This is a genomic window from Salinibaculum sp. SYNS191, assembly GCF_037338445.1.
In the GTDB taxonomy this organism is placed as follows: domain Archaea; phylum Halobacteriota; class Halobacteria; order Halobacteriales; family Haloarculaceae; genus Salinibaculum; species Salinibaculum marinum.
On the sequence record NZ_CP147838.1, the window covers coordinates 648,338 to 667,492 of the forward strand.

General features: G+C 67.5%; 23 protein-coding genes. 13 read left to right on the forward strand and 10 right to left on the reverse strand.

Annotated features, from left to right (window positions below; all coding sequences use genetic code 11):
* Positions 1 to 32: 32 nt before the first annotated feature.
* From WDJ57_RS03450 to WDJ57_RS03480, 7 genes are all read left to right on the forward strand, one after another.
* A complete protein-coding gene (locus tag WDJ57_RS03450) occupies positions 33 to 584 on the forward strand; it encodes an HD domain-containing protein (RefSeq protein WP_338903944.1) in 552 nt (183 codons plus the stop codon).
* A gap of 124 nt (positions 585 to 708) precedes the next feature.
* On the forward strand, positions 709 to 1,773 hold the full coding sequence (locus tag WDJ57_RS03455; protein WP_338903946.1) for a polyprenyl synthetase family protein: 1,065 nt from the start codon (positions 709 to 711) through the stop codon (positions 1,771 to 1,773).
* A gap of 63 nt (positions 1,774 to 1,836) precedes the next feature.
* Positions 1,837 to 2,529 (forward strand): RAD55 family ATPase, encoded by a 693-nt coding sequence (locus WDJ57_RS03460; RefSeq protein WP_338903948.1) that lies wholly within the window; start codon positions 1,837 to 1,839, stop codon positions 2,527 to 2,529.
* Positions 2,526 to 3,257 carry a DICT sensory domain-containing protein gene (locus tag WDJ57_RS03465; RefSeq protein WP_338903950.1) on the forward strand — a complete coding sequence of 244 codons (732 nt, stop codon included), beginning with the start codon at positions 2,526 to 2,528 and terminating at the stop codon, positions 3,255 to 3,257. Before WDJ57_RS03460 ends, WDJ57_RS03465 begins: the two co-directional genes overlap by 4 nt.
* A 76-nt stretch (positions 3,258 to 3,333) precedes the next feature.
* The gene (locus tag WDJ57_RS03470; protein WP_338903952.1) at positions 3,334 to 3,903 is read left to right on the forward strand and encodes an NfeD family protein; all 570 of its coding nucleotides are present in this window, start codon (positions 3,334 to 3,336) and stop codon (positions 3,901 to 3,903) included.
* Between the two features lie 56 nt (positions 3,904 to 3,959).
* Positions 3,960 to 5,126, forward strand: a complete 1,167-nt coding sequence (locus WDJ57_RS03475) for an SPFH domain-containing protein (protein ID WP_338903953.1) — start codon at positions 3,960 to 3,962, stop codon at positions 5,124 to 5,126.
* 73 nt (positions 5,127 to 5,199) lie between these two features.
* Positions 5,200 to 5,811 carry a winged helix-turn-helix transcriptional regulator gene (locus WDJ57_RS03480; RefSeq protein WP_338903955.1) on the forward strand — a complete coding sequence of 204 codons (612 nt, stop codon included), beginning with the start codon at positions 5,200 to 5,202 and terminating at the stop codon, positions 5,809 to 5,811.
* 5 nt (positions 5,812 to 5,816) lie between these two features.
* On the opposite strand, the gene WDJ57_RS03485 is transcribed toward WDJ57_RS03480, so the two are convergent.
* From WDJ57_RS03485 to WDJ57_RS03505, 5 genes are all read right to left on the reverse strand, one after another.
* Positions 5,817 to 6,065 carry a DUF7123 family protein gene (locus tag WDJ57_RS03485; protein WP_338903957.1) on the reverse strand — a complete coding sequence of 83 codons (249 nt, stop codon included), beginning with the start codon at positions 6,063 to 6,065 and terminating at the stop codon, positions 5,817 to 5,819.
* A 144-nt stretch (positions 6,066 to 6,209) separates the two neighbouring features.
* On the reverse strand, positions 6,210 to 6,611 hold the full coding sequence (locus WDJ57_RS03490; protein WP_338903958.1) for a TRAM domain-containing protein: 402 nt from the start codon (positions 6,609 to 6,611) through the stop codon (positions 6,210 to 6,212).
* A gap of 88 nt (positions 6,612 to 6,699) precedes the next feature.
* On the reverse strand, positions 6,700 to 7,404 hold the full coding sequence (locus WDJ57_RS03495; RefSeq protein WP_338903959.1) for a YkgJ family cysteine cluster protein: 705 nt from the start codon (positions 7,402 to 7,404) through the stop codon (positions 6,700 to 6,702).
* A gap of 39 nt (positions 7,405 to 7,443) precedes the next feature.
* Complete coding sequence (locus tag WDJ57_RS03500) at positions 7,444 to 8,217, reverse strand: MBL fold metallo-hydrolase (RefSeq protein ID WP_338903960.1); 774 nt, start codon at positions 8,215 to 8,217, stop codon at positions 7,444 to 7,446.
* Entirely contained in the window at positions 8,214 to 8,480 is a 267-nt protein-coding gene (locus tag WDJ57_RS03505; RefSeq protein ID WP_338903961.1) for a MarR family transcriptional regulator, read from the reverse strand. The genes WDJ57_RS03500 and WDJ57_RS03505 overlap by 4 nt, the downstream gene beginning before the upstream one ends.
* Positions 8,481 to 8,707: 227 nt before the next feature.
* Between WDJ57_RS03505 and WDJ57_RS03510 the strand changes: the two genes are divergently transcribed.
* Together WDJ57_RS03510 and WDJ57_RS03515 are read left to right on the forward strand one after the other, a co-directional pair.
* Positions 8,708 to 9,412: a class I SAM-dependent methyltransferase gene (locus WDJ57_RS03510; protein ID WP_338903963.1), complete on the forward strand. Its 705-nt coding sequence runs from the start codon at positions 8,708 to 8,710 to the stop codon at positions 9,410 to 9,412.
* 53 nt (positions 9,413 to 9,465) lie between these two features.
* Positions 9,466 to 10,371 (forward strand): glycosyltransferase family 2 protein, encoded by a 906-nt coding sequence (locus WDJ57_RS03515; protein WP_338903964.1) that lies wholly within the window; start codon positions 9,466 to 9,468, stop codon positions 10,369 to 10,371.
* On the opposite strand, the gene WDJ57_RS03520 is transcribed toward WDJ57_RS03515, so the two are convergent.
* On the reverse strand, positions 10,368 to 11,174 hold the full coding sequence (locus tag WDJ57_RS03520; RefSeq protein WP_338903966.1) for an amidohydrolase family protein: 807 nt from the start codon (positions 11,172 to 11,174) through the stop codon (positions 10,368 to 10,370). The genes WDJ57_RS03515 and WDJ57_RS03520 overlap by 4 nt on opposite strands.
* Before the next feature lie 212 nt (positions 11,175 to 11,386).
* On the opposite strand from WDJ57_RS03520, the gene thsA reads away from it, so the two are divergent.
* Together thsA and WDJ57_RS03530 are read left to right on the forward strand one after the other, a co-directional pair.
* Positions 11,387 to 12,952 (forward strand): thermosome subunit alpha, encoded by a 1,566-nt coding sequence (thsA, locus tag WDJ57_RS03525; protein WP_338903968.1) that lies wholly within the window; start codon positions 11,387 to 11,389, stop codon positions 12,950 to 12,952.
* A gap of 235 nt (positions 12,953 to 13,187) precedes the next feature.
* Positions 13,188 to 13,814 carry a hypothetical protein gene (locus WDJ57_RS03530; RefSeq protein WP_338903969.1) on the forward strand — a complete coding sequence of 209 codons (627 nt, stop codon included), beginning with the start codon at positions 13,188 to 13,190 and terminating at the stop codon, positions 13,812 to 13,814.
* A 10-nt stretch (positions 13,815 to 13,824) separates the two neighbouring features.
* Here the strand turns inward: WDJ57_RS03530 and WDJ57_RS03535 are convergent, their stop codons facing one another.
* Together WDJ57_RS03535 and WDJ57_RS03540 are read right to left on the reverse strand one after the other, a co-directional pair.
* Complete coding sequence (locus WDJ57_RS03535; protein ID WP_338903971.1) at positions 13,825 to 14,634, reverse strand: SAM hydrolase/SAM-dependent halogenase family protein; 810 nt, start codon at positions 14,632 to 14,634, stop codon at positions 13,825 to 13,827.
* 61 nt (positions 14,635 to 14,695) lie between these two features.
* Positions 14,696 to 15,220: a nicotinamide-nucleotide adenylyltransferase gene (locus tag WDJ57_RS03540; protein WP_338903973.1), complete on the reverse strand. Its 525-nt coding sequence runs from the start codon at positions 15,218 to 15,220 to the stop codon at positions 14,696 to 14,698.
* Between the two features lie 170 nt (positions 15,221 to 15,390).
* Here WDJ57_RS03540 and lonB point away from each other — a divergent pair, with 170 nt between their 5' ends.
* Both lonB and WDJ57_RS03550 read left to right on the forward strand, forming a co-directional pair.
* Positions 15,391 to 17,457: an ATP-dependent protease LonB gene (lonB, locus tag WDJ57_RS03545; protein WP_338903975.1), complete on the forward strand. Its 2,067-nt coding sequence runs from the start codon at positions 15,391 to 15,393 to the stop codon at positions 17,455 to 17,457.
* A 3-nt stretch (positions 17,458 to 17,460) separates the two neighbouring features.
* A complete protein-coding gene (locus WDJ57_RS03550; RefSeq protein ID WP_338903977.1) occupies positions 17,461 to 18,384 on the forward strand; it encodes a CPBP family intramembrane glutamic endopeptidase in 924 nt (307 codons plus the stop codon).
* Here the strand turns inward: WDJ57_RS03550 and WDJ57_RS03555 are convergent.
* Entirely contained in the window at positions 18,381 to 18,842 is a 462-nt protein-coding gene (locus WDJ57_RS03555) for an MGMT family protein (protein WP_338903979.1), read from the reverse strand. The genes WDJ57_RS03550 and WDJ57_RS03555 overlap by 4 nt on opposite strands.
* A 41-nt stretch (positions 18,843 to 18,883) precedes the next feature.
* Entirely contained in the window at positions 18,884 to 19,039 is a 156-nt protein-coding gene (locus tag WDJ57_RS03560) for a hypothetical protein (protein ID WP_338903981.1), read from the reverse strand.
* Between the last annotated feature and the right edge of the window lie 116 nt (positions 19,040 to 19,155).

Consider the following 19,155-nt stretch of genomic DNA (forward strand, 5'->3'; position numbering starts at 1 on the left):
TTGGTAACGGTGGGACCGCGACCTGGGTCCGAATGGGAGACCCCTGGACCGACGTCGGCGTCGTCGAGACGTACACCGGCCGGCAGTTCGACGTCTTCGATCCGGTGGCCGAGGCGGTAGACCTCGACGACATCGCCGCCGGGCTGGCACACACCTGCCGCTTCGGGGGACACTGTCAGCACTTCTACAGCGTCGCCCATCACTCGCTGCACGTGAGCCGGGAACTCCCCGAGGACGAACCCCGGCTCCAGTTGCTCGGACTGTTCCACGACGCCGCCGAGGCGTACGTCGGCGACGTCCCGCGCCCGCTCAAGGCCAGGTACGACGTCTTCGAGCGCGTCGAGGCCGAGGTACTGGACGCCATCTGGCGGGCGCTGGACGTCGACCCGCCCGACGAGACAGAGTGGGAGCGCGTGATGACGGCCGACGACCGCCTCCTGGCCTACGAGGCGGGGAACGTCCTCGAAGACGGGTCCTGGGCGGGTGAGCCACCCGACCTGGCCTACGAACTCCGCTCCGACTCCATCGAGACGATTCGCACGCAGTTCCTGTCGCGGAGCGAGACACTCCGCGACCGGGTCTGAGTGGACGCGGCGCGTCTGAAGGGGTGGGCGCAGTCCCCGAGCGCCCGGCGGCGTCCGGACGGGCGTACGCGCGGCCCGCACCCGCACAGGGGGTTTTTTGAGCCACCCCATCGCACCTTCCCGCATGCAGGACGTACTCGCGGAGTGGCGGCCGGTGGTGGACGACGCCATCAAGGAGTTGCTCCCGCGACACATCGACGAGCCATACCTGTCGGACTTCTTCGGGGACCCGAGCTACCGGTATCACCCCGAAGCGATGCAGGCGGCGCTCGCCGACCCCATCTGGGAACTGCTGGACCGGGGCGGCAAGCGCTGGCGGGCGGTCCTCTTTCTCGTCGCCGTCGAGGCCTTCGGCGACGACCCCGAGGAGTACCTCTCCTACGCCTGTGTCCCCGAAATCCTCCATAACGGCACCATCATCGTCGACGACGTGGAAGACGAGGCCCGGAAGCGCCGCGGCGACCCCGCCCTCCACCACGGCCACGGCACCGACATCGCCCTCAACGCCGGCAACGCGATGTACTTCGTCCCGCTGAAGGTCATCGCGCGCAACAGCGCGGACCTCTCGGCGGAGCGAAAGCTGGCGGCCTACGAGATGCTCACCCACGAACTCAACCGGACCCACCTCGGGCAGGGCATGGACATCCGCTGGCACAACCAGAAGGAGGTCGTCGTGGACGAACAGCAGTACTTCGAGATGTGCGCGTGCAAGACCGGCTGTCTCGCCCGCATCGTCACCCGGCTGGCGGCCATCGTCACCGGCCAGTCCGAGGCGGTCGAGGAGCAAATCGCCCGCTACGCCGAGGACATGTCCATCGCGTTCCAGATCGGCGACGACATCCTCGACGTCGAGCACACGCTCGACCAGTCCGGCGACTTCGGCAAGGAGTTCGGCAACGACATCCGCGAGGGCAAGAAGACGCTGATGGTCATCCACGCCGCCGAGAACGCCCCGCCGGAGCGGGTAGCCCGTCTGGAGGAACTGCTCTGGGCGGACGACAACACCGACGAGGAGATTCTGAAGGCGATAGACATCATGCAGTCGACCGGCAGCATCGAGTTCGCGCGCGAGACGGCCCACGACCTCGCGTCGAGCGCCCGCGACCACCTCGACGGCCTCGACCTGGACCCCGAGGCTGCCGACCACCTCCGGGCGTTCACCCGGTTCGTCGTCGAACGACAGGTCTGAACCGCGGCCGGCGGTGCCAAAGGACTTTAATCGGTAGTCCCCGACTGCCACACGTGAACTGAGATGTCGGCCAACTCACGGGCGGAAGAGCGCCGAGCGGAGGAGGGTGTCGCGCTTCGCGACGTGTTTCCGCCCGGTCCGGACGCGGCGAGCGTACTCGTCCAGGGACCGGCCATGGTCGGAAAGCAAGAGATTGGTGTGGAACTTCTATCGACGGCGAGTTCGGGCGGTGGGCAGCCGATTGCCGTCACGACGGCCGACACGGCCGGGCAGTTGCGGAGTGCCTTTCGCGAGGCTGGCGGCAACGAGACGGACAGAGTGCTCGTCGTGGACTGTCTGCCGGTCGACAGCGGGTCGACGGACGAGTGGACCCGCAGCGTCGAGTCGCCGAGCGACCTCACCGGCATCGCGATGGCCGTCTCGGGGGCGCTGGAGAACATCCCCGAGTCGAGGCGGCGCGGGTCGCGGCTGCTCGTCGACAACGTGGCGACGATGCTGATGTACGCCGAAATCGAGCCGGTCTACCGGTTCCTGCACGCGCTCGTCCAGCGCATCGAGAAGGTCGGCGGGGCCGTCGTCGCGACGCTGGACACCGACGGTATCGAGAGGAGCGAGAACCGGGCGCTGGTCGGCCTGTTCGACGCCGTCGTCGAGGTCCGGCGGTCGGAATCGACGACAGAGGTCCGCATCGAGGGCCGGGAGGAAGCCCCCGACGGCTGGCACCGCTACGATGGACCGGGAGGTGTCGAACCATGAAGGCGCTACTGGACCGCCTCCGCGCCGAGTCGGTGACGCTGACGGTCTACAACCACGACGGGACGGAGGAGCGACTGGAGACCATCGGGGCGGAGCTGGCGGGCTCCGGCGTCGCGGTCCGAACCGACACGACGGGCCGCGGTGAGCCGGCGAACCTCGGCGTGTTCCACCACGGCGACGAGGTGTACGGCGCGGTGTCGGTCGACGAGCGGTGGCCCTCGGAGGTCGACTTCGAGAGCCTCCTCGCCGGTGGCGAGGTCGAGGACCTGCCGGGACTGCCGATTCTCCCGAGCGAGCGGATAACCGTCTCGCCGGAGACGACCAGACAGCGGATGGTCGGCATCTCGCGGCACTTCGAACGGCTGGCGCTGCGAGAGGCCGGCGGCCAGTTGCTCGCCGGGTTCCAGGAACTGTCGGTCATCGAGGAATCCGAGCGGACCCGCTCGGTCTACGAACGCCTCGCCGAGGCCGGCGTCGACGTCAGGGTCTACGGCTATCCCGACACCGACATCGAGTCGCCCCCGTTCGAGGTCGTCGAGGACGCCGGCGAGCAGTTCCGCGACCACTGGTTCCTGCTGTACGACGGGAACGGGAACGACGAGCGCAAGGCCGCGCTGGTCTCGGAGGAACACGAACCGGCGCTGTACGACAGCTTCTGGACCGTGGACCCCGACATCGTCGACGACCTGTTCGCCCTCGCCAGGGAGGAGTACGCGGACCTGGTCTGAACCGGAAACCGGCGGACGGAAACGGTGAGGTTTGGCCTCCCGAAGTGTTATCCGGCCTGCACACCAATCAGGGTGTATGGCAGCCGTGGAAATAATCGGCCTGAGTCTCCCCTATCTGCTCCTGCTAGTCGGTGCTGGGCTCATCATCGCGGAGGCGTTCATCCCCGGCGCCCACTTCTTCGTCGTCGGCGTCGCCCTGTTCGCGGCCGGACTGGTCGGGCTACTCATCCCCGCGAGCCTCGGCACGGTCGTGACGCTGCTCGTCATGACGGCCGTTGTCTTGGTCAGCGCCGCCGTGACGCTGTACGGGTACCGGCAACTGGACCTGTACGGCGGCGAGGGGAAAGACCGGACCAGCGACTCCGCCTCGCTGCGGGGCCAGGTCGGCCGCGTCACCGAGCGCGTCACCCCCCAGGACGGCGAGGTGAAACTCGAAGACGGCGGCTTCAACCCCTACTACCGGGCGAGAAGCGTCGACGGCGAGATTCCGGTCGGCGAGGAGGTAATGGTCGTCGACCCCGGTGGGGGGAACGTCCTCACCGTCGAGTCGTTCGGGTCCGCGACCGACGAGATAGACCGCGAACTGGCGCGGTCCCGCGAGGAGACGGAGTCGGAGCGCGAGACAGAGTCGGAATCGAGTGCCTGAACCCCGACGGTCATCAGACAAACACTTTTGCCCGGCCGACACCAAGGTCGAGTACCATGCTCCCCGCAGTACCGCTACAGACGCTCGATGCGTTCCCGCTCGTCGCAGGAATCCTCCTGCTGATAGCCATCGTAACGGCCTACAAGAGCGTCGTCATCGTCGACGCATACGAGAAACACGCCTACACGCGATTCGGTAGCTACCAGGGCCTGCTCGAACCGGGCCTGAACTTCATCGTCCCCTTCGTCACACGGACGTACCCGTTCGACATGCGGACGCAGACCCTGGACGTGCCCCGCCAGGAGGCAATCACCCGGGACAACTCCCCGGTGACCGCCGACGCCGTGGTCTACATCAAGGTGATGGACGCAGAGAAGGCCTTCCTCCAGGTCGACGACTACAAGCGCGCCGTCTCGAACCTCGCCCAGACCACGCTGCGGGCCGTGCTGGGCGACATGGAACTGGACGACACGCTGAACAAGCGCCAGCAGATCAACGCGAAGATACGGACCGAACTCGACGAACCCACGGACGAGTGGGGGATTCGCGTCGAGAGCGTCGAGGTCCGCGAGGTCAACCCCTCGAAGGACGTCCAGCAGGCCATGGAGCAACAGACGTCCGCGGAGCGTCGCCGCCGCGCCATGATTCTGGAGGCGCAGGGTGAACGCCGCAGTTCCATCGAGGAAGCGCAGGGTGACAAGCAGTCCAACATCATCCGCGCCCAGGGTGAAAAGCAGAGCCAGATTCTGGAAGCGCAGGGTGACGCCATCTCGACCGTCCTGCGCGCGAAGTCCGCCGAGTCGATGGGCGAACGCGCTGTCATCGACAAGGGGATGGAGACGCTGGCCAGCATCGGCCAGGGCGAGTCGACCACCTTCGTCCTGCCCCAGGAACTCACGTCGCTGGTGGGTCGCTACGGCAAGCACCTGACCGGCAGCGACGCCAAGGAGAACGGCGAGGTCCTCGAAGGGCTGGAGTTCGACGCGGAGACCCGCGAGATGCTGGGTCTCGACGACATCGAGGAGATCCTGGGCGAACTCGACGACGAGGAGAGCGTCATCGACGTCGAGCAGATGGAACAGGAGGCCCAGGCCGTCAAGTCCGGCGAGGCCACCGCCGACATCAAGGACCCCGACGAGGTCATCGAGGAGATGGACTCGGAGATGGGCGACGGCGGGACGGACTTCAACCCCACCGAATCGGGCGACGAGAGCAACAACTAACGACTTCGCACGTTTCTGGTAACAGGTATCACGGAGCGAAGATGTTTTGCCGGTGTCCCGCCAAACAGGTTCTATGGCCGGGGACCGGTCGGGGGACGTCGACGAGTCAAAGCGTGCAACGCTGCGACGATTCGCCGCACTCGGAGCGGCGAGTCCGCTCGTCGGACTGGCGAGCGCGAGCAGCAGCGACGCCCCTGACGCCATCGCGGGCTACCTGACCGCGACGCCCGGCGCACACTTCTCGAAGGTCCGCGACGACCTGCAACTCGGGACCGGCGAGACCCAACACCACCTCCGACGGCTCGAAAACGAGGGCGCAGTCGAGAGCCGCAAGGACGGCGACTACCGCCGGTACTTCCCGGCGAACCGGTTCAGCGAATTCGAGCAGGTGGCGCTGGGGTACCTCCGGAAGCAGACCCCGCGCGGGATGGTCGTGACGCTGCTGGAGAATCCGGGCGCGTCGGCGGTGACGATAGCCGAGGCGCTGGACGTGTCCCGACCGACGATAAGCAAACACGCCGCCGACATGGCCGAGGCCGGCCTGCTCTCGCGGGAGGACGGCTACGCCATCGAGCGGCCGGAGACGCTCCTCATGTTGCTTGTGCAGTACGCGGATTCGTTCGGGCCCGAGGCCGCGCGGGTGGCGGCACGGGCGGACGACCTGGTCGCCTACGACCCCGAGTGACCGTCTCAGGACGTGACCATCCAGGTGGTCGACGAGGAGTAGCCCCACTTCTCGACGTCGATGCCGACGTCGGAGTCCTGCAGCGCCGTCATGTTGGTGCCGACTTCTTTTGCCGACATGTCGAGGGCGTCCCCGATGAGGCGTGACTTGAAGTAGGTCTGGGTGTCGGCGTTCGAGCGGAGGTACTCGAGGATGCGGCGCTGTTTCTCTGTGAGGTTCGGCGAGTCCGCGCTGGCGGCGACAGTCGCGCTCATACCAGGTCGGACGGTAGGCCCACCCTTAGCCGGTTTGGTACGGTCGGTTAACGCCGCGATGTCGTGCGGTTTCGCCGCTCTCTGCGGGGACTGTGACGCGACCGGGACCCAAAATCGGGCCGGGAGTGGTACGGGCGCGAACGGTCAGATGTCTTCCTCGATGATCTCGCCGACGGCGAAGTTCGACTTGACCTCGGTGATTTCGACCTTGACCCGTTCGCCGATTTCGGCGTCGGGGACGATGATGACGTAGCCCCGCTCCACGCGAGCGATGCCGTCGCCCTGTTTCCCGATGTCCTCGATTTCCACGTAGCGAATCTCGCCGGCCTCGACCGGCGGCTGTGGCTCACCCGGTGCGGTGCTGTCGTCGTCCTCCTGGCTCGTCTCGCCGTCGGCCTCGGTCGAGATGAGAGCCACGCGGTAGGTTTCCCCGTCCGCAATCGAGCCGGTTTCGAGTTCGCGCTTCGGTACCTCGATGACGTAGCGGTCACCTGCGGATTCGACGTTCGCACTGAACAGACACAGCAGCTTATTCGAGATTTCCAAGGTAGTTAGACCTCCGTCGGCACCCACGCAGGCCACCCTCAAAGTAGTTGTCGTCCGAACGATACTGCACGTACTCGCTCCGAGCGGCCTACAGCGGGGTGCCGTCCGGTCGCTTCGCGCCCTCCGAGTCGTGGACGACGACTTCACCGGAATCGACGGACGCGGGCTCGTAGGCGTCCCTGACGGCGATGGCTTCCTCCAGTTCCCGGACGGCCCGCTCTTTCAGCGCCGCCGCCAGGTCCGCGGCCTCGTCGGGCGAGATGTCCCTGCCGAGCCCCTCACACTCGTGGGCGCGGACCATCCCCTCGCGGTCGACGGCCTCGCCCATCGGCTGGCTCGTTCCGCCGAGCGCGACGCTGAACGGGTAGGTACGACAGACTAGCGGCCGGTCGTCGTGGACCGTGCACGCACCGCTCACCGTTCCGTCCTCGTCGGCCGTCTCCTCGTAGAAGGCGCAGTCGCCGCAGTCGTCGGTCTGGAGCGCCCACTCGAAGGTTTCCCCCTCCGGGCCGTCCTCGCCCTCAGTGAGACCGTAGGGCATCGGCCGCGCCACGTCACGGAAGTCGTAGTCGCCGGCCGACTGGAGCCGGCGTATCTCGTCGGGGAAGACCGTCGCCGTGTGGGGTTCCGTGTCACCGCTCTCCGAGGCGTCGCCGTCGTCGCCACAGCCCTCGGCGGCCTTGCAGCAGGCTCCACAGCGGGTGCACTCGAAGCCGATGGACTCGATGGCGTCGGCGATGTCCGCAACCGACAGGTCCCGTGCGCGGGCGAGTTCAGTTTCCAGACTCTCCACGGGGGAGACTACGCGGGCGTCGGGAAAAGGCCGTCGGCGCTACGGCGGGCCGGCGGTCGCGCCGTCCCAGCGGACGCGGCCCTCGACAGCCAGTTTCTCCAGGTGGGCCACGACCGTGGCGCGGGCGAGGTCGCGCACGGCGGAGACGTCCTTGTCGTATGCGGCGTCGAGAATCCCGTCCGGCGTCGTGGCACCCTCGGCGACGGCCGCTTCGACCTTCCGCTCGCGGGCAATGCGGTGGTCGACGAGTCGCCGGCAGGTCGCGCGCGGGTCCTCGACGACGGGGCCGTGGCCGGGGTAGAGCCGGTCCGGGTCGCGGGCGTGGAGCCGGCGCAGCGACGAGACGTAGGCGCGCATGTCGCCCTCGGGCGCGCCGACGACGACCGACCCCTCCGCGACCGCGAGGTCGCCGCTGACGAGGCCGTCCGGGGCGGCGAACGCGACGTGCTCCGGGGCGTGCCCTGGCGTGTCGAGGACGGAGACGCCGCTACCGGCGGGAATCGTGTCGCCAGCGGCGAAAGAGCGGTCCGGGTCGACGCCGGTGGCGGCGGCGAAGTCGTCCGTGCGGCCGGCGCGAGCCCACACCGTGAGGTCGAGGTCGGCGACTGCGTCAGCGAGTCCACCGACGTGGTCCGGGTGGTGGTGGGTGACGGCGACGTGCCCGACGTCCCTGGCGGCCGCGGCGGCGGCGAGGTCGTCCGTCCAGTCGGCGGGGTCGACGAGCAGTGCGTCCCCGTCACCGACGACGTAGGCGGCGGTCTTGCCAGTGGGCGCGCGGGTCCTCACCGGAACGGGAACGCGGTGGACACTCACTCTACGAGTGAGTACACCTGTTTGCGGGCGTCGTGAAAACTGTACCGGGAGATGACGAGGTTCTCCTCCTCCAGGCGGTTCAGCGCGTAGCGGACGGTCCGGTCGGGCAGCAGCGACTCCTCGGCGAGCTGGCTCTGGGACAGCGGCTCGTCTATCTCCAGTACCTTCGCCACGAGTTTCGCACTCGGCGGAAGCTCACGCAGGCGGTCTTCGAACTCGTCGGCCGAGAGGGTTTCAGAGGTTTCACCGATTTTTGTACTCATACGTCCGCTTCCTGCGCCAGAACTTGTAAATGTTTGCTATAGATGCCGCAAAAGAATATCGAATGTTAATTCAGCATTAGAGTCCTAATACAAACTCACCTGACAATTTTTGCCGACCACGGGAGATGGGGGCCTGAACCAGTCAACGTCGTCGGGGGGCGGGAGCGACCGGCAGGCGGTACGGTTCCAATAGCATTTTAATTCCGGGGGGGCGAGAGTGAGGTAGCGTGAAAGGACAGGAGTGGTATCAGGCCGACGACGTGGCGGAGGCCTACGAGGACAAGCGGTTCTCCCGCGGCGGACAACTCATCGACGAACGGGAGAAAGCCGCCGTGTTGGACGCTATCGGTCCGGTCGCGGACCGGAAGATTCTGGAGATAGCCTGCGGGACCGGCCGGTTCACCGCGATGCTGGCGGACCGCGGGGCCGACATCGTCGGGCTGGACATCTCCGCTCCGATGCTCCAGCAGGGCCGAGAGAAGGCGCGACAGGTCGGCGTCGACGACTCGCTGGAGTTGCTGCGCGGGGACGCCGCGCGGCTCCCGTTCCCGGACGACCACTTCGACACCGTCTTCGCGATGCGCTTTTTCCACCTCGCGGACACGCCGGCGGAGTACCTCGCCGAGATGCGGCGTGTGTCACGCGAGCAGATATTCTTCGACACGTTCAACCGGTTCTCGACGCGGTCGCTGTACAACTGGGCGCTGCCGATGGGGTCGCGGCTGTACTCCAGCGGGGAGGTCGCGGACCTGCTCACCGGGGCCGGCCTGGAACTGGCCGGGGTCGAACACGACTGGATTCTCCCCTACGGCTTCTACCGCAAGGTGCCCAACAGCATCGCCTCGACGTTTCGCACGCTCGACCGCAGACTCGGCGCGACCGGCATCGGGGACGTGCTCGCCTCCGTCTCGTACTGGGACGCTCGCGTCTGACGGCGGGTGCGACCCCGCGACATTTTTAGGTCTCGGGGGTGCTACCCACAGGTATGGACATCTCGGTAGTCGTGCCGACCCTGAACGCCCGCGACGAACTCGCGGGCTCGCTGGACGCGATTGCCGAGTTCGTCCCCGACGCGGAGGTCATCGTCGTCAACGGCCCCTCCGCGGACGGGACAACGGGAATGGTCCGGGACCGCGACGACGTGGACGTCCTCGTCGAGATGGCCGACCGGACCATCAACGCCGCGCGCAACGCCGGCATCAACCACGCCAGCCGGGACACCATCGCGCTCGTCAACCACACCCTGTCAGTGACCGAGACGTGGTACGACGCGGTCGTGGAGGGATTATCCGAGGCGGCAGCCGTGACCGGGCCGACCCACACGCAACTCGCCGCCGGCATCGAGACGGAGGAGAAGGAGTCGCGGGAAATCAAGGGCCGGTCGGTGACCTACTTCAACGAGGGCAACGTCGCCTTCCGCCGGGAGCCGCTGGACGAACTCGACGGCTTCGACGAGTACCTCGACATCGGCGGGGCCCGGGACTTCGCCCACCGGCTGGCCGGCCGCGACTACGGCGTCTCGTGGGACGACGAGATGTCCGTCCGCCGCGACGTCGGGACCGACGGCGGCGAGCCAGAGACCGACTGGGGCTGGAAGTACCGGTCGCTGGCGTACCGCCTCGTCAAGAACTACGGCCTGCGACCCACTATCGCCCGACGGCTTGTCGGCCACGCCGGGTCAGACGCCGTCGCAGAGTTGCGGGCCGTCCTCGGGGGCGAGGCGCGGCCGTCGGAGTGGCTCGGAACCGGCCGCGACGTGGTCGTCAATCTCGCCGGGGGGACGAAAGACGGCCTGATAAACCGGCGGCTGGACCGCACGCCCCGGCGGAACCCCAACGGCCGCTCGTCGAGCACGAACCGGCCGGTGACGGTCTACGACTGGCGGTCCTAAGGAGCCAGTTCGTCGACGACCCGCGACGCGTTCTTCGAGAACACCTTCCGCATCGCGTCCTCCGGGACGTCGAGGGTGAGAATCTCCATGATGCCGACGTTCGGGTGCGCCCCCGGCGCGCCGCTCCCGAAGAGGACCCGGTCGGGGTGTTCGCGAACGGCCCGTTCCAGCGGCTCGCGCAGCCGCACGTAGGACGTGTCCAGGTAACAGCCGTCGTGGCTGTCGAGCAGGTCGATGGCCGCGTGCATCATCCCGGTGTCGAGGGGATGGCCGCCGAAGTGGGAGACGACGAGCGGCACGTCGTATCGCAGGAGCGTCTCCGACAGCGACTCGGGCGGAAAGCCGTGGCCGGCGTAGGTCAGGACCGGGAGTCCGGCCGCTTCCAGCGCTTCCAGCACCGCCTCGTCGGGTAGTCCGTCGCGGACCGGATGGAGCTTGAACCCCGCGAAGCGGTCGTCGTAGGCGTACTGCTCCACGTCGTCGGGGGAGGTGTGGTGGTCCTTGCGGGAGGCGGTGATGTTTCGCAGCCGGGAGCCAGCGCCGGTGCCGGGGTCGCGGGCGCCGTTGATACGGGCCATCGCCACGAACGGGCGGCCGACGCTCATCCGCGCGACGGCGTTGTTGGCCTTGAGGTACGACCCTTCTCGGGAACCGGGGAACACGAGCGCGCGGACGATGCCGGCCTGGTGGAGTTCGCGCTCGACCTGTTCGGGGTCCCCGGCGGCGTCCGCACGGCGGTCCGCGTCGGGTTCCATCTCGATGTGGGTGTCGACGACCCTGAACCCGTGTTCCAGTTCCAGCATCTGTCTGTTCTTTCTGACTTCGGGTAATAAAACGTCCTGTCCGTCGTCGGCGTGTCGGGCTATCGCCCCGCGTCGGGCCGTCCCGGGTGCGGACCGAGGTGAGGTGGCGCGAAACGGCTGCCGGACGGTCCGCCGGAGACAGTAACTTTTATATAGAACCGCTAACGACGTCTTAAGCGAGGAATTCAAAGATGTCATCTGGACAGCGACGCATGGGCGGACAGCCCCTTTTCATTCTCGACGAGGACTCGAGTCGCACGAGCGGTGAGGACGCACAGTCATCGAACATCACGGCCGGGAAGGCCGTCAGCGAGGCCGTACGGACCACACTGGGCCCGCGCGGCATGGACAAGATGCTCGTCTCCGACGACGGCGACGTCGTCATCACGAACGACGGCGCGACCATCCTCGAGGAGATGGACATCGAGCACCCGGCCGCGCAGATGCTCAGCGAGGTCGCCGACACCCAGGAGGAGGAAGTCGGCGACGGCACGACGACGGCAGCCGTCCTGGCCGGCGAACTGCTCTCGCAGGCCGAGGACCTGCTCGACGACGACGTGCACCCGACCACCATCGTCGAGGGGTACTACGAGGCCGCTGCGCTCGCTCAGGAGGCCATCGACGAGGTCACGCTCGGTGGCGACGTCAGCGACGACCAGCTCGTCGAGGTCGCCGAGTCGAGCATGACCGGCAAGGGCACCGGCGACGTCGCCGCGGAGACCCTCGCCCGCACCGTCGTCGACGCCATCAGCCACGTCGACGGCGACCGAGAGAAGGGCGTCGACCGCAACAACATCACCATCCACGCCCAGGCCGGCGCGTCCTCCAGCGCGACCGAGCTCATCGAGGGCGTCATCGTCGACGAGGAACCCGTCCACGACGAGATGCCCCGCCGCGTCGAGGACGCGACCATCGCCGTCGTCGACGCCGACCTCGAAGTCCGCGAGAGCAACGTCGACGCCGAGTACAGCGTCTCCAACGTCGACCAGCTCAACGCCGCCATCGAGGCCGAGGAGAGCGAACTCCGCGGCTACGCCGATGCTATCGAGGCAGTCGGTGCCGACGTCCTGTTCGTCGACGGTGACGTCGAGGACCGCGTCGGTTCCTACCTCGCCGAGAAGGGCATCCTCGCCTTCGAGGGTCTGGACAGCGACGACGTCCAGTCCATCTGCTCGGCCACCGGCGCGAACCGCGTGGGCTCGGTCGACACGCTCGAAGCCGACGACCTCGGCGAAGCCGGGACCATCCGCGTCGAGAAGTTCGGCGACGACGAACTCGTCTTCGTGGAGGGCGGCGCGGCCGCCGAAGCCGTCACCATCTTCGCCCGTGGCGGCACCGACCACGTCGTCGACGAACTGGAGCGCGCGCTCCGTGACGCGCTCGACGTCGTGACCGCCGCGCTCGACGAGGGCGGCGTCGTCCCCGGCGCCGGCGCGACGGAGATCGCCATCGCCGACCACATCCGCGAGACCTCCGCCGGCATCGAGGGCCGCAAGCAGCTGGCCGTCGAGGCCTTCGCGGACGCCGTCGACGTGCTCCCGCGCACGCTAGCCGAGAACACCGGTCTGGACCCCATCGACGCGCTGGTCGACCTCCGCTCCGAGCACGAGGAGACCGGCCGCGCGGGCGTCATCAGCGAGGGCCAGACGGGCGTCATCGCCGACCCCGTCGACTACGGCGTCCTCGACCCCGCCGCCGTCAAGAGCGAGGCCGTCGAGTCCGCCACCGAGGCCGCGACGATGATCGTCCGCATCGACGACGTCATCAGCGCTGAGTAATCGGTCGAGGGTTCATCCCGAGACAGTACTCAGCGGTGAGAAAGCGCCGAGTGACTGGCGAGGTCTGTACCGAGCCACGCAGTCTGCGCTGATGCAAAGCGCCGAGTAACCGGCCGAGGGGTTATCCCGAGGCAGTACTCAGCGGTGAGAAAGCGCCGAGCAAATCGGCTTCCAGCCGTCCGACAACCGCCAATTTTTCGGCACGTTCACTTCCACGCAGTACGTACGCTCGGCTGTGTCAGAGCCCCCGCACGTCGAGACAGAACCGTGGGAGCGGGTCCAGGAGTGGGCCGAGACGGCCTTCGACAGCCCCATCGTCACTGTCAGGTCCGTCAACGCCGTCTACGAGAACCCCGCCTTTCTGGAGCAGTTCCGCCCGCTGATGCCCGACGGCATCGAACAGACCCCCAGGGCGATATTCACCACGGCGCTGTCGTTCAGCCGGGCGCCGCCGGGTGACGAGACCACCGAGAAGGTCCTGGGCATCGCCGCGAAGTACGCGAGCCGGGAGTTCCGCAAGAGCCTGGGCGAGGACGGGCTGTTACACGTCCAGCAGACCGGCTCGAAGGACCTGCGCCTGCGCGGGCGACGCACGGCGAAGGCCTTCCAGTACGACGCGGGCTATCCGCTGTCCGGTGGGGCACTGGAGATACCCGGACGAACGCCGGAACTCTCCGTCCGGGTGTGGGCTGCCATCTGGCCGACCCCCGACTCCTTCGCGATGGCGGGGGGCATCTACCCGCTGGAGGACCTGGCGACGGTCGTCGAGCGCGTCGGCGGAGCGACGGACGTGACAGTCGAGGCACAGCCGGGCGGGGACCGGCGGGAAGTGCTGGAGCGGATACGCGAGGCCGCGGAGTGAGCGGGCGGCGTTACCAGGTCACCCGGACACGGCCGCCGGCGCGGACGCCGAACGTCTCGTCGCCGCGGCCCTGGTTGACGGCGAGTTCGACGTTGCCGTGACTGCCGACCGTGACCACCCGGTGGCCGGGGTCGACGTCGTCGTAGGCCTGCCGGGTCGAGGCCCAGACGCCGTTCACCTTCACGTGGTCCCCGAGGTGGTCGGCCAGCACGGTCCCTGGGATGTTCGTGATGACGTTGCCGAAGCTGTCGACGGCGAGGGCCTCGCCCAGTGCCCCGCTGTCGTCGATGTCCGGGTCGGGGAGCCGGAGGTCGACCACGTCGTCGGTCGGCGAGAACGCCTCGTCGGCCTCGAAGCCGTCGACGCCGAGTTCGTGGACGCGGGCGGCGGCGGGCGCGAAGAGGTCCCGGCCGTGGAACGTCGAACTGGACGGGCGTGGCGGCCAGGTGACGGCCGTCGGGTCGGCGGTGGTCGGGTCAGCCTGGTCGTAGTCGACCTCGAAGGTCCGAATCGGGGTGTCGGCCGCGATGCGGCGCGCGGCGGGCAGGAGGACGCCGTTGTCGGGTCCGACGAGGGCGTGGTCGCCGGCGCGGACGACCAGTGCGCTCCGGTCCGTGCCCACGCCGGGGTCGACGACGACCAGGTGGACCGCCGGCGGGAAGAACGGCAGGACTTCGCGGAGCCAGAAGGCCGTCGCACGGACGTCCTGCCGGGGGAACTCGTGGTCGACATCGACCAGCCGGGCGTCGGTCCGCGAGAGGAGAACGCCCTTCATCGCCGCCGGGTAGGCACAGCCGAAGTCGGAACTGAGCGTTATCATCGGGAGATACTGCGTCGCGCGTCCTTGTAGAATGTGGGGGTGGGGATGGGGGCCTGGCGGGTCAGTCCTCGTGTGCGTCGCTGTCGGCGATGCGCCGGAGTCGGGCGACGCCGTCGATTTCTTCGATGGTCTCGACGACGGCCGGCGGCACGCGGTCGGTCCAGGATTCGCCGTCGACGATGTCCTCGCGGATGAGCGTCCCGCGCAGGCGGTCGCGGTCGATCATCGCCGAGTCCCGGACCTCGTAGTCCGCCTCGTTGAACAGCCGGATGACCAGCGGGTTGTTCGAGTACACGACGTCGAAGGGCGGACACATGCTCTCGACGTGGCTGACCCAGACGGCGTTGCGGTCGATGTCCTCCAGCGGGACGACGTAGGTCTGGAGGTCGACGTCGGTCAGGACCTTCGAAATCATGACCAGCCGCTCGCCCGCAGTGAAGGGGTTGTGAACGGTGTGGGAGGCGTCGGCGCTGCCGATGCCGATGACGAGTTCGTCCACCTCCCCGGCGATGTCGGCGACGAGCTGGCGGTGGCCGCTGTGGAACGGCTGGAAGCGGCCGACGAGAAATCCCCGTGTGGTCTCCATTTGTCTTCCAGTGGAGGGCCGGTTTGAAAAACCAAACGGGTCCGGGTATCGGGGGAGTATGTGGGAAGTAACCCGCCGTCGTCTCCCGGTTACGTGCGAAGGCAATCCTGGGCGAGGGGAGAAAGTATATCAGTCGACAGTCCCTCCATACTGGTGTCAGCAACGTTTATATGAGCAACAATAGAGAACAAGAGGAAACCCCGGGCATCGACCCGGACGTTGACTCCGAGGACCCCGTCGAGGAGCGCGATGCGCCCCCCGGCGAGCCGACCGGGAACGGCGAGAACCCGGATCTCGGGAGCGACGTCTCGGTCGATGCCGGGGTCGAGGTCGACGAGGAGGCAGCCGAAGAGGACCTGCTCGGCGGGCTCAAGATCGAGTCGTCGGCGGACATCGAGGTTCCCGACCGGCTCGTCGACCAGGTCATCGGGCAGGACACTGCCCGCGATATCGTGAAGAAAGCGGCCAAGCAGCGCCGCCACGTGATGATGATCGGGTCGCCCGGGACTGGCAAGTCGATGCTTGCCAAGGCCATGAGCCAGCTCCTCCCCAAAGAGGAACTGCAGGACGTTCTCGTCTACCACAATCCCGACGACGGCAACGAGCCGAAGGTCCGGACGGTCCCAGCGGGCAAGGGTGAGCAGATAGTCGAGGCCCACAAGGAGGAAGCCCGCAAGCGCAACCAGATGCGGACCTTCCTGATGTGGATCATCATCGCCATCGTCATCGGCTACTCGCTGCTCATCGTCCAGCAGATTCTGCTGGGCATCCTGGCAGCCGGTGTCATCTATCTCGCATTCCGCTACGGGAGCCGTGGTAACGACGCGATGATTCCGAACCTGCTGGTCAGCAACGCCGACCAGCAGACCGCGCCGTTCGAGGACGCGACCGGTGCCCACGCCGGTGCGCTGCTCGGCGACGTCCGCCACGACCCGTTCCAGTCCGGCGGCATGGAGACCCCGAGCCACGACCGCGTCGAGGCCGGGGCCATCCACAAGGCCAACAAGGGCGTGCTGTTCATCGACGAGATCAACACGCTCGACATCCGCAGCCAGCAGAAGCTGATGACGGCCATCCAGGAGGGCGAGTTCTCCATCACGGGCCAGTCCGAGCGCTCCTCGGGCGCGATGGTCCAGACCGAGCCCGTCCCCTGTGACTTCGTCATGGTCGCGGCCGGGAACCTCGACGCCATGGAGAACATGCACCCCGCGCTCCGCTCGCGCATCAAGGGCTACGGGTACGAGGTGTACATGGACGACACCATCGAGGACAACCCGGAGATGCGCCGGAAGTACGCGCGCTTCGTGGCCCAGGAAGTCGAGAAGGACGGCCGCCTGCCGCACTTCACGGAGGACGCCATCGAGGAACTCATCCTCGAAGCCCAGCGCCGCTCCGGCCGCAAGGAGCACCTGACGCTGAAGCTCCGTGACCTCGGCGGACTGGTCCGCGTCGCGGGCGACATCGCTCGCTCCGAGGAGAAGGACTACACCGAGCGCGACGACGTGCTCCAGGCCAAGCGGCGCTCCCGGTCCATCGAGCAACAGCTCGCGGACAACTACATCGAGCGCCGGAAGGACTACGAGCTCACCGTCAGCGACGGCGACGTGGTCGGCCGCGTCAACGGGCTGGCGGTCATGGGCGAGGACAGCGGTATCGTCCTCCCCGTCATGGCCGAGGTGACGCCGAGTCAGGGTCCCGGCGAGGTCATCGCCACCGGGCAACTGAAGGAGATGGCCGAGGAGGCCGTCCAGAACGTCTCCGCCATCATCAAGAAGTTCAGCGACGAGGACATCTCCGAGAAGGACGTCCACATCCAGTTCGTCCAGGCCGGTGAGGGCGGCGTCGACGGCGACTCCGCATCCATCACCGTCGCCACGGCCGTCATCTCCGCGCTGGAGGGCATGCCGGTCACGCAGAACATCGCGATGACCGGCTCGCTGTCGGTGCGCGGCGACGTGCTGCCGGTCGGCGGCGTCACGCACAAGATAGAGGCCGCCGCGAAGGCGGGCCTCGACAAGGTCATCATCCCCGCCGCGAACGAGCAGGACGTGATGATCGAGGAGGAGTACGAGGAGATGATCGAGATAATCCCGGTCCAGCACATCTCCGAGGTGCTCGACGTGGCGCTGGCCGGCGAGACCGAGAAGGACTCGCTGGTCAACCGCCTCAAGTCCATCACCGGACAGGCCCTCGAACACGAGGTCGGCCGGGGTTCGGGCAGCCCGAGCCCGCAGTAAGGCGTGCCCGGGTGGGTTCCCTTCACCGGGCTCACCATCGGCGTTCTGTTTCTACTGCTCGGTCTCGCACGACTCTCACAGGGCGTCGTCACCGAGTCACCACCCGAGTTACCGGCAGGTGACGAGACCGCTGGCCAGACGACGGCCGTCACAGACCGACCAGACGAGGGGTCGTCCGCGACAGACGGTGGTGCGGCATCGGAAGCGGTCACGGCCATCGAGCGAGCCGACGGGGTCGAGTCGGCACCCGCGCCGAACGGCGACGAGGCAGACGAGGGGACGGAACCGTGGGAGGCCGACCCCGTCGAACCGCCCGAGCAGGGAGAGTTCACGACGGGCGCGCTGCTGGCGAACGTCGCGTTCACACAGGGACTGTTCGGCGCAGCTATCGCCGTCGGCGCGTGGTACTACGAGATTCCTGCGGCGGCACTCGGCATCGCCGCCGAGCCGATGCAGACCGGCCTTCTCGCCGTCGCCATCGGGGTGGCCTTCGGCGTCGCGCTGTGGCTGGCCAACGAGGCGACCGCCGCAGTGGCAGACGCCGTCGGTGCGGCCTACGACGAGTCCCTGCGCGAGATGCTCACGCCGGACACCGCAGGCGGCTGGGTGCTCCTGCTGGGAGTCATCCTGCCGCTCATCGCCGTCGTCGAGGAACTCATCTTCCGGGCCGCGCTCATCGGCGTCCCCGCGGCGGGCTTCGACATCTCGCCGTGGGCACTCGCCATCTTCTCGTCGGCGATGTTCGCGTTCGGCCACGGCGCACAGGGACGGGCAGGCATCGTCGTGACCGGCGGGCTCGGGTTCGTCCTCGCCGGCGGGTACATCCTCTCGGGGAGTCTGCTGGTGGTCGTCATCGCACACTACCTCGTGAACGCCCTGGAGTTCGTCGTCCACGAGGGACTGGGCACGGACCGATTGTTCGTCTAGAGGCCCTCGACGGCGCGGAGTTTCTGCTCGACGGCCGGCGGTGCGGCGCTGGGGCCGTCGCGGACCCGATGGTCGGGAATGAGAAGCGGCGCGGGGTTCTCGTCGAGAGCCTCGCGGACGAGGGTCTGGTCGCTCTCCTCCTCGGGGTCTAACCCCGGCGTCGCACGCGTCACCTGCTCCACAGTCATCTCCTCGCCGTAGGGGATATCGCGGACGACGTCGAGGACCTCACGGCGGTCTGTCGGGACCGTCAGCGCGACCTGCACGTCGGCGAAGTCGTCCGCGTCCCCTTCGAGATAGGCCTCGATACGGTCGAGCAGTTCGTGGTCGGAGACCGCCTCCTCGTCGGCCACGGTCGGAAACGAAACCGAGATGACCCGGTCCTGTGCGATGCCGACCTGGACGTACCTGTCCAGAAACGTCGATTCGCGGGCGTAGATGCCGGCAACCTCGTCCATACAGGACACTGGGACCGGGGGGGCTTGAAAATTGGCGTCGGTCACTCGGCGGTCAGCGGACCGCCACAGGCCGGGCAGTTCGGTCTGTCCCGGTCGTGGGCCAGCCCGCAGTACTCACAGCGGAACGCGCTCGGCTCGTCGGCCGAGAACCGCTCGATGACCGCGGAGACCACGTTCGAAGGTCGTCGGGAACTCATCTGTCTGTGCCTCCGGTCGGGACCTGGCAGGGGATGGGTGAAGTGTTCATCTGAGAGCTTGTAGTCCGAACTCTATTTCTATTGTCTGGTTCTATCCACTTAAAATATTGTGTTCC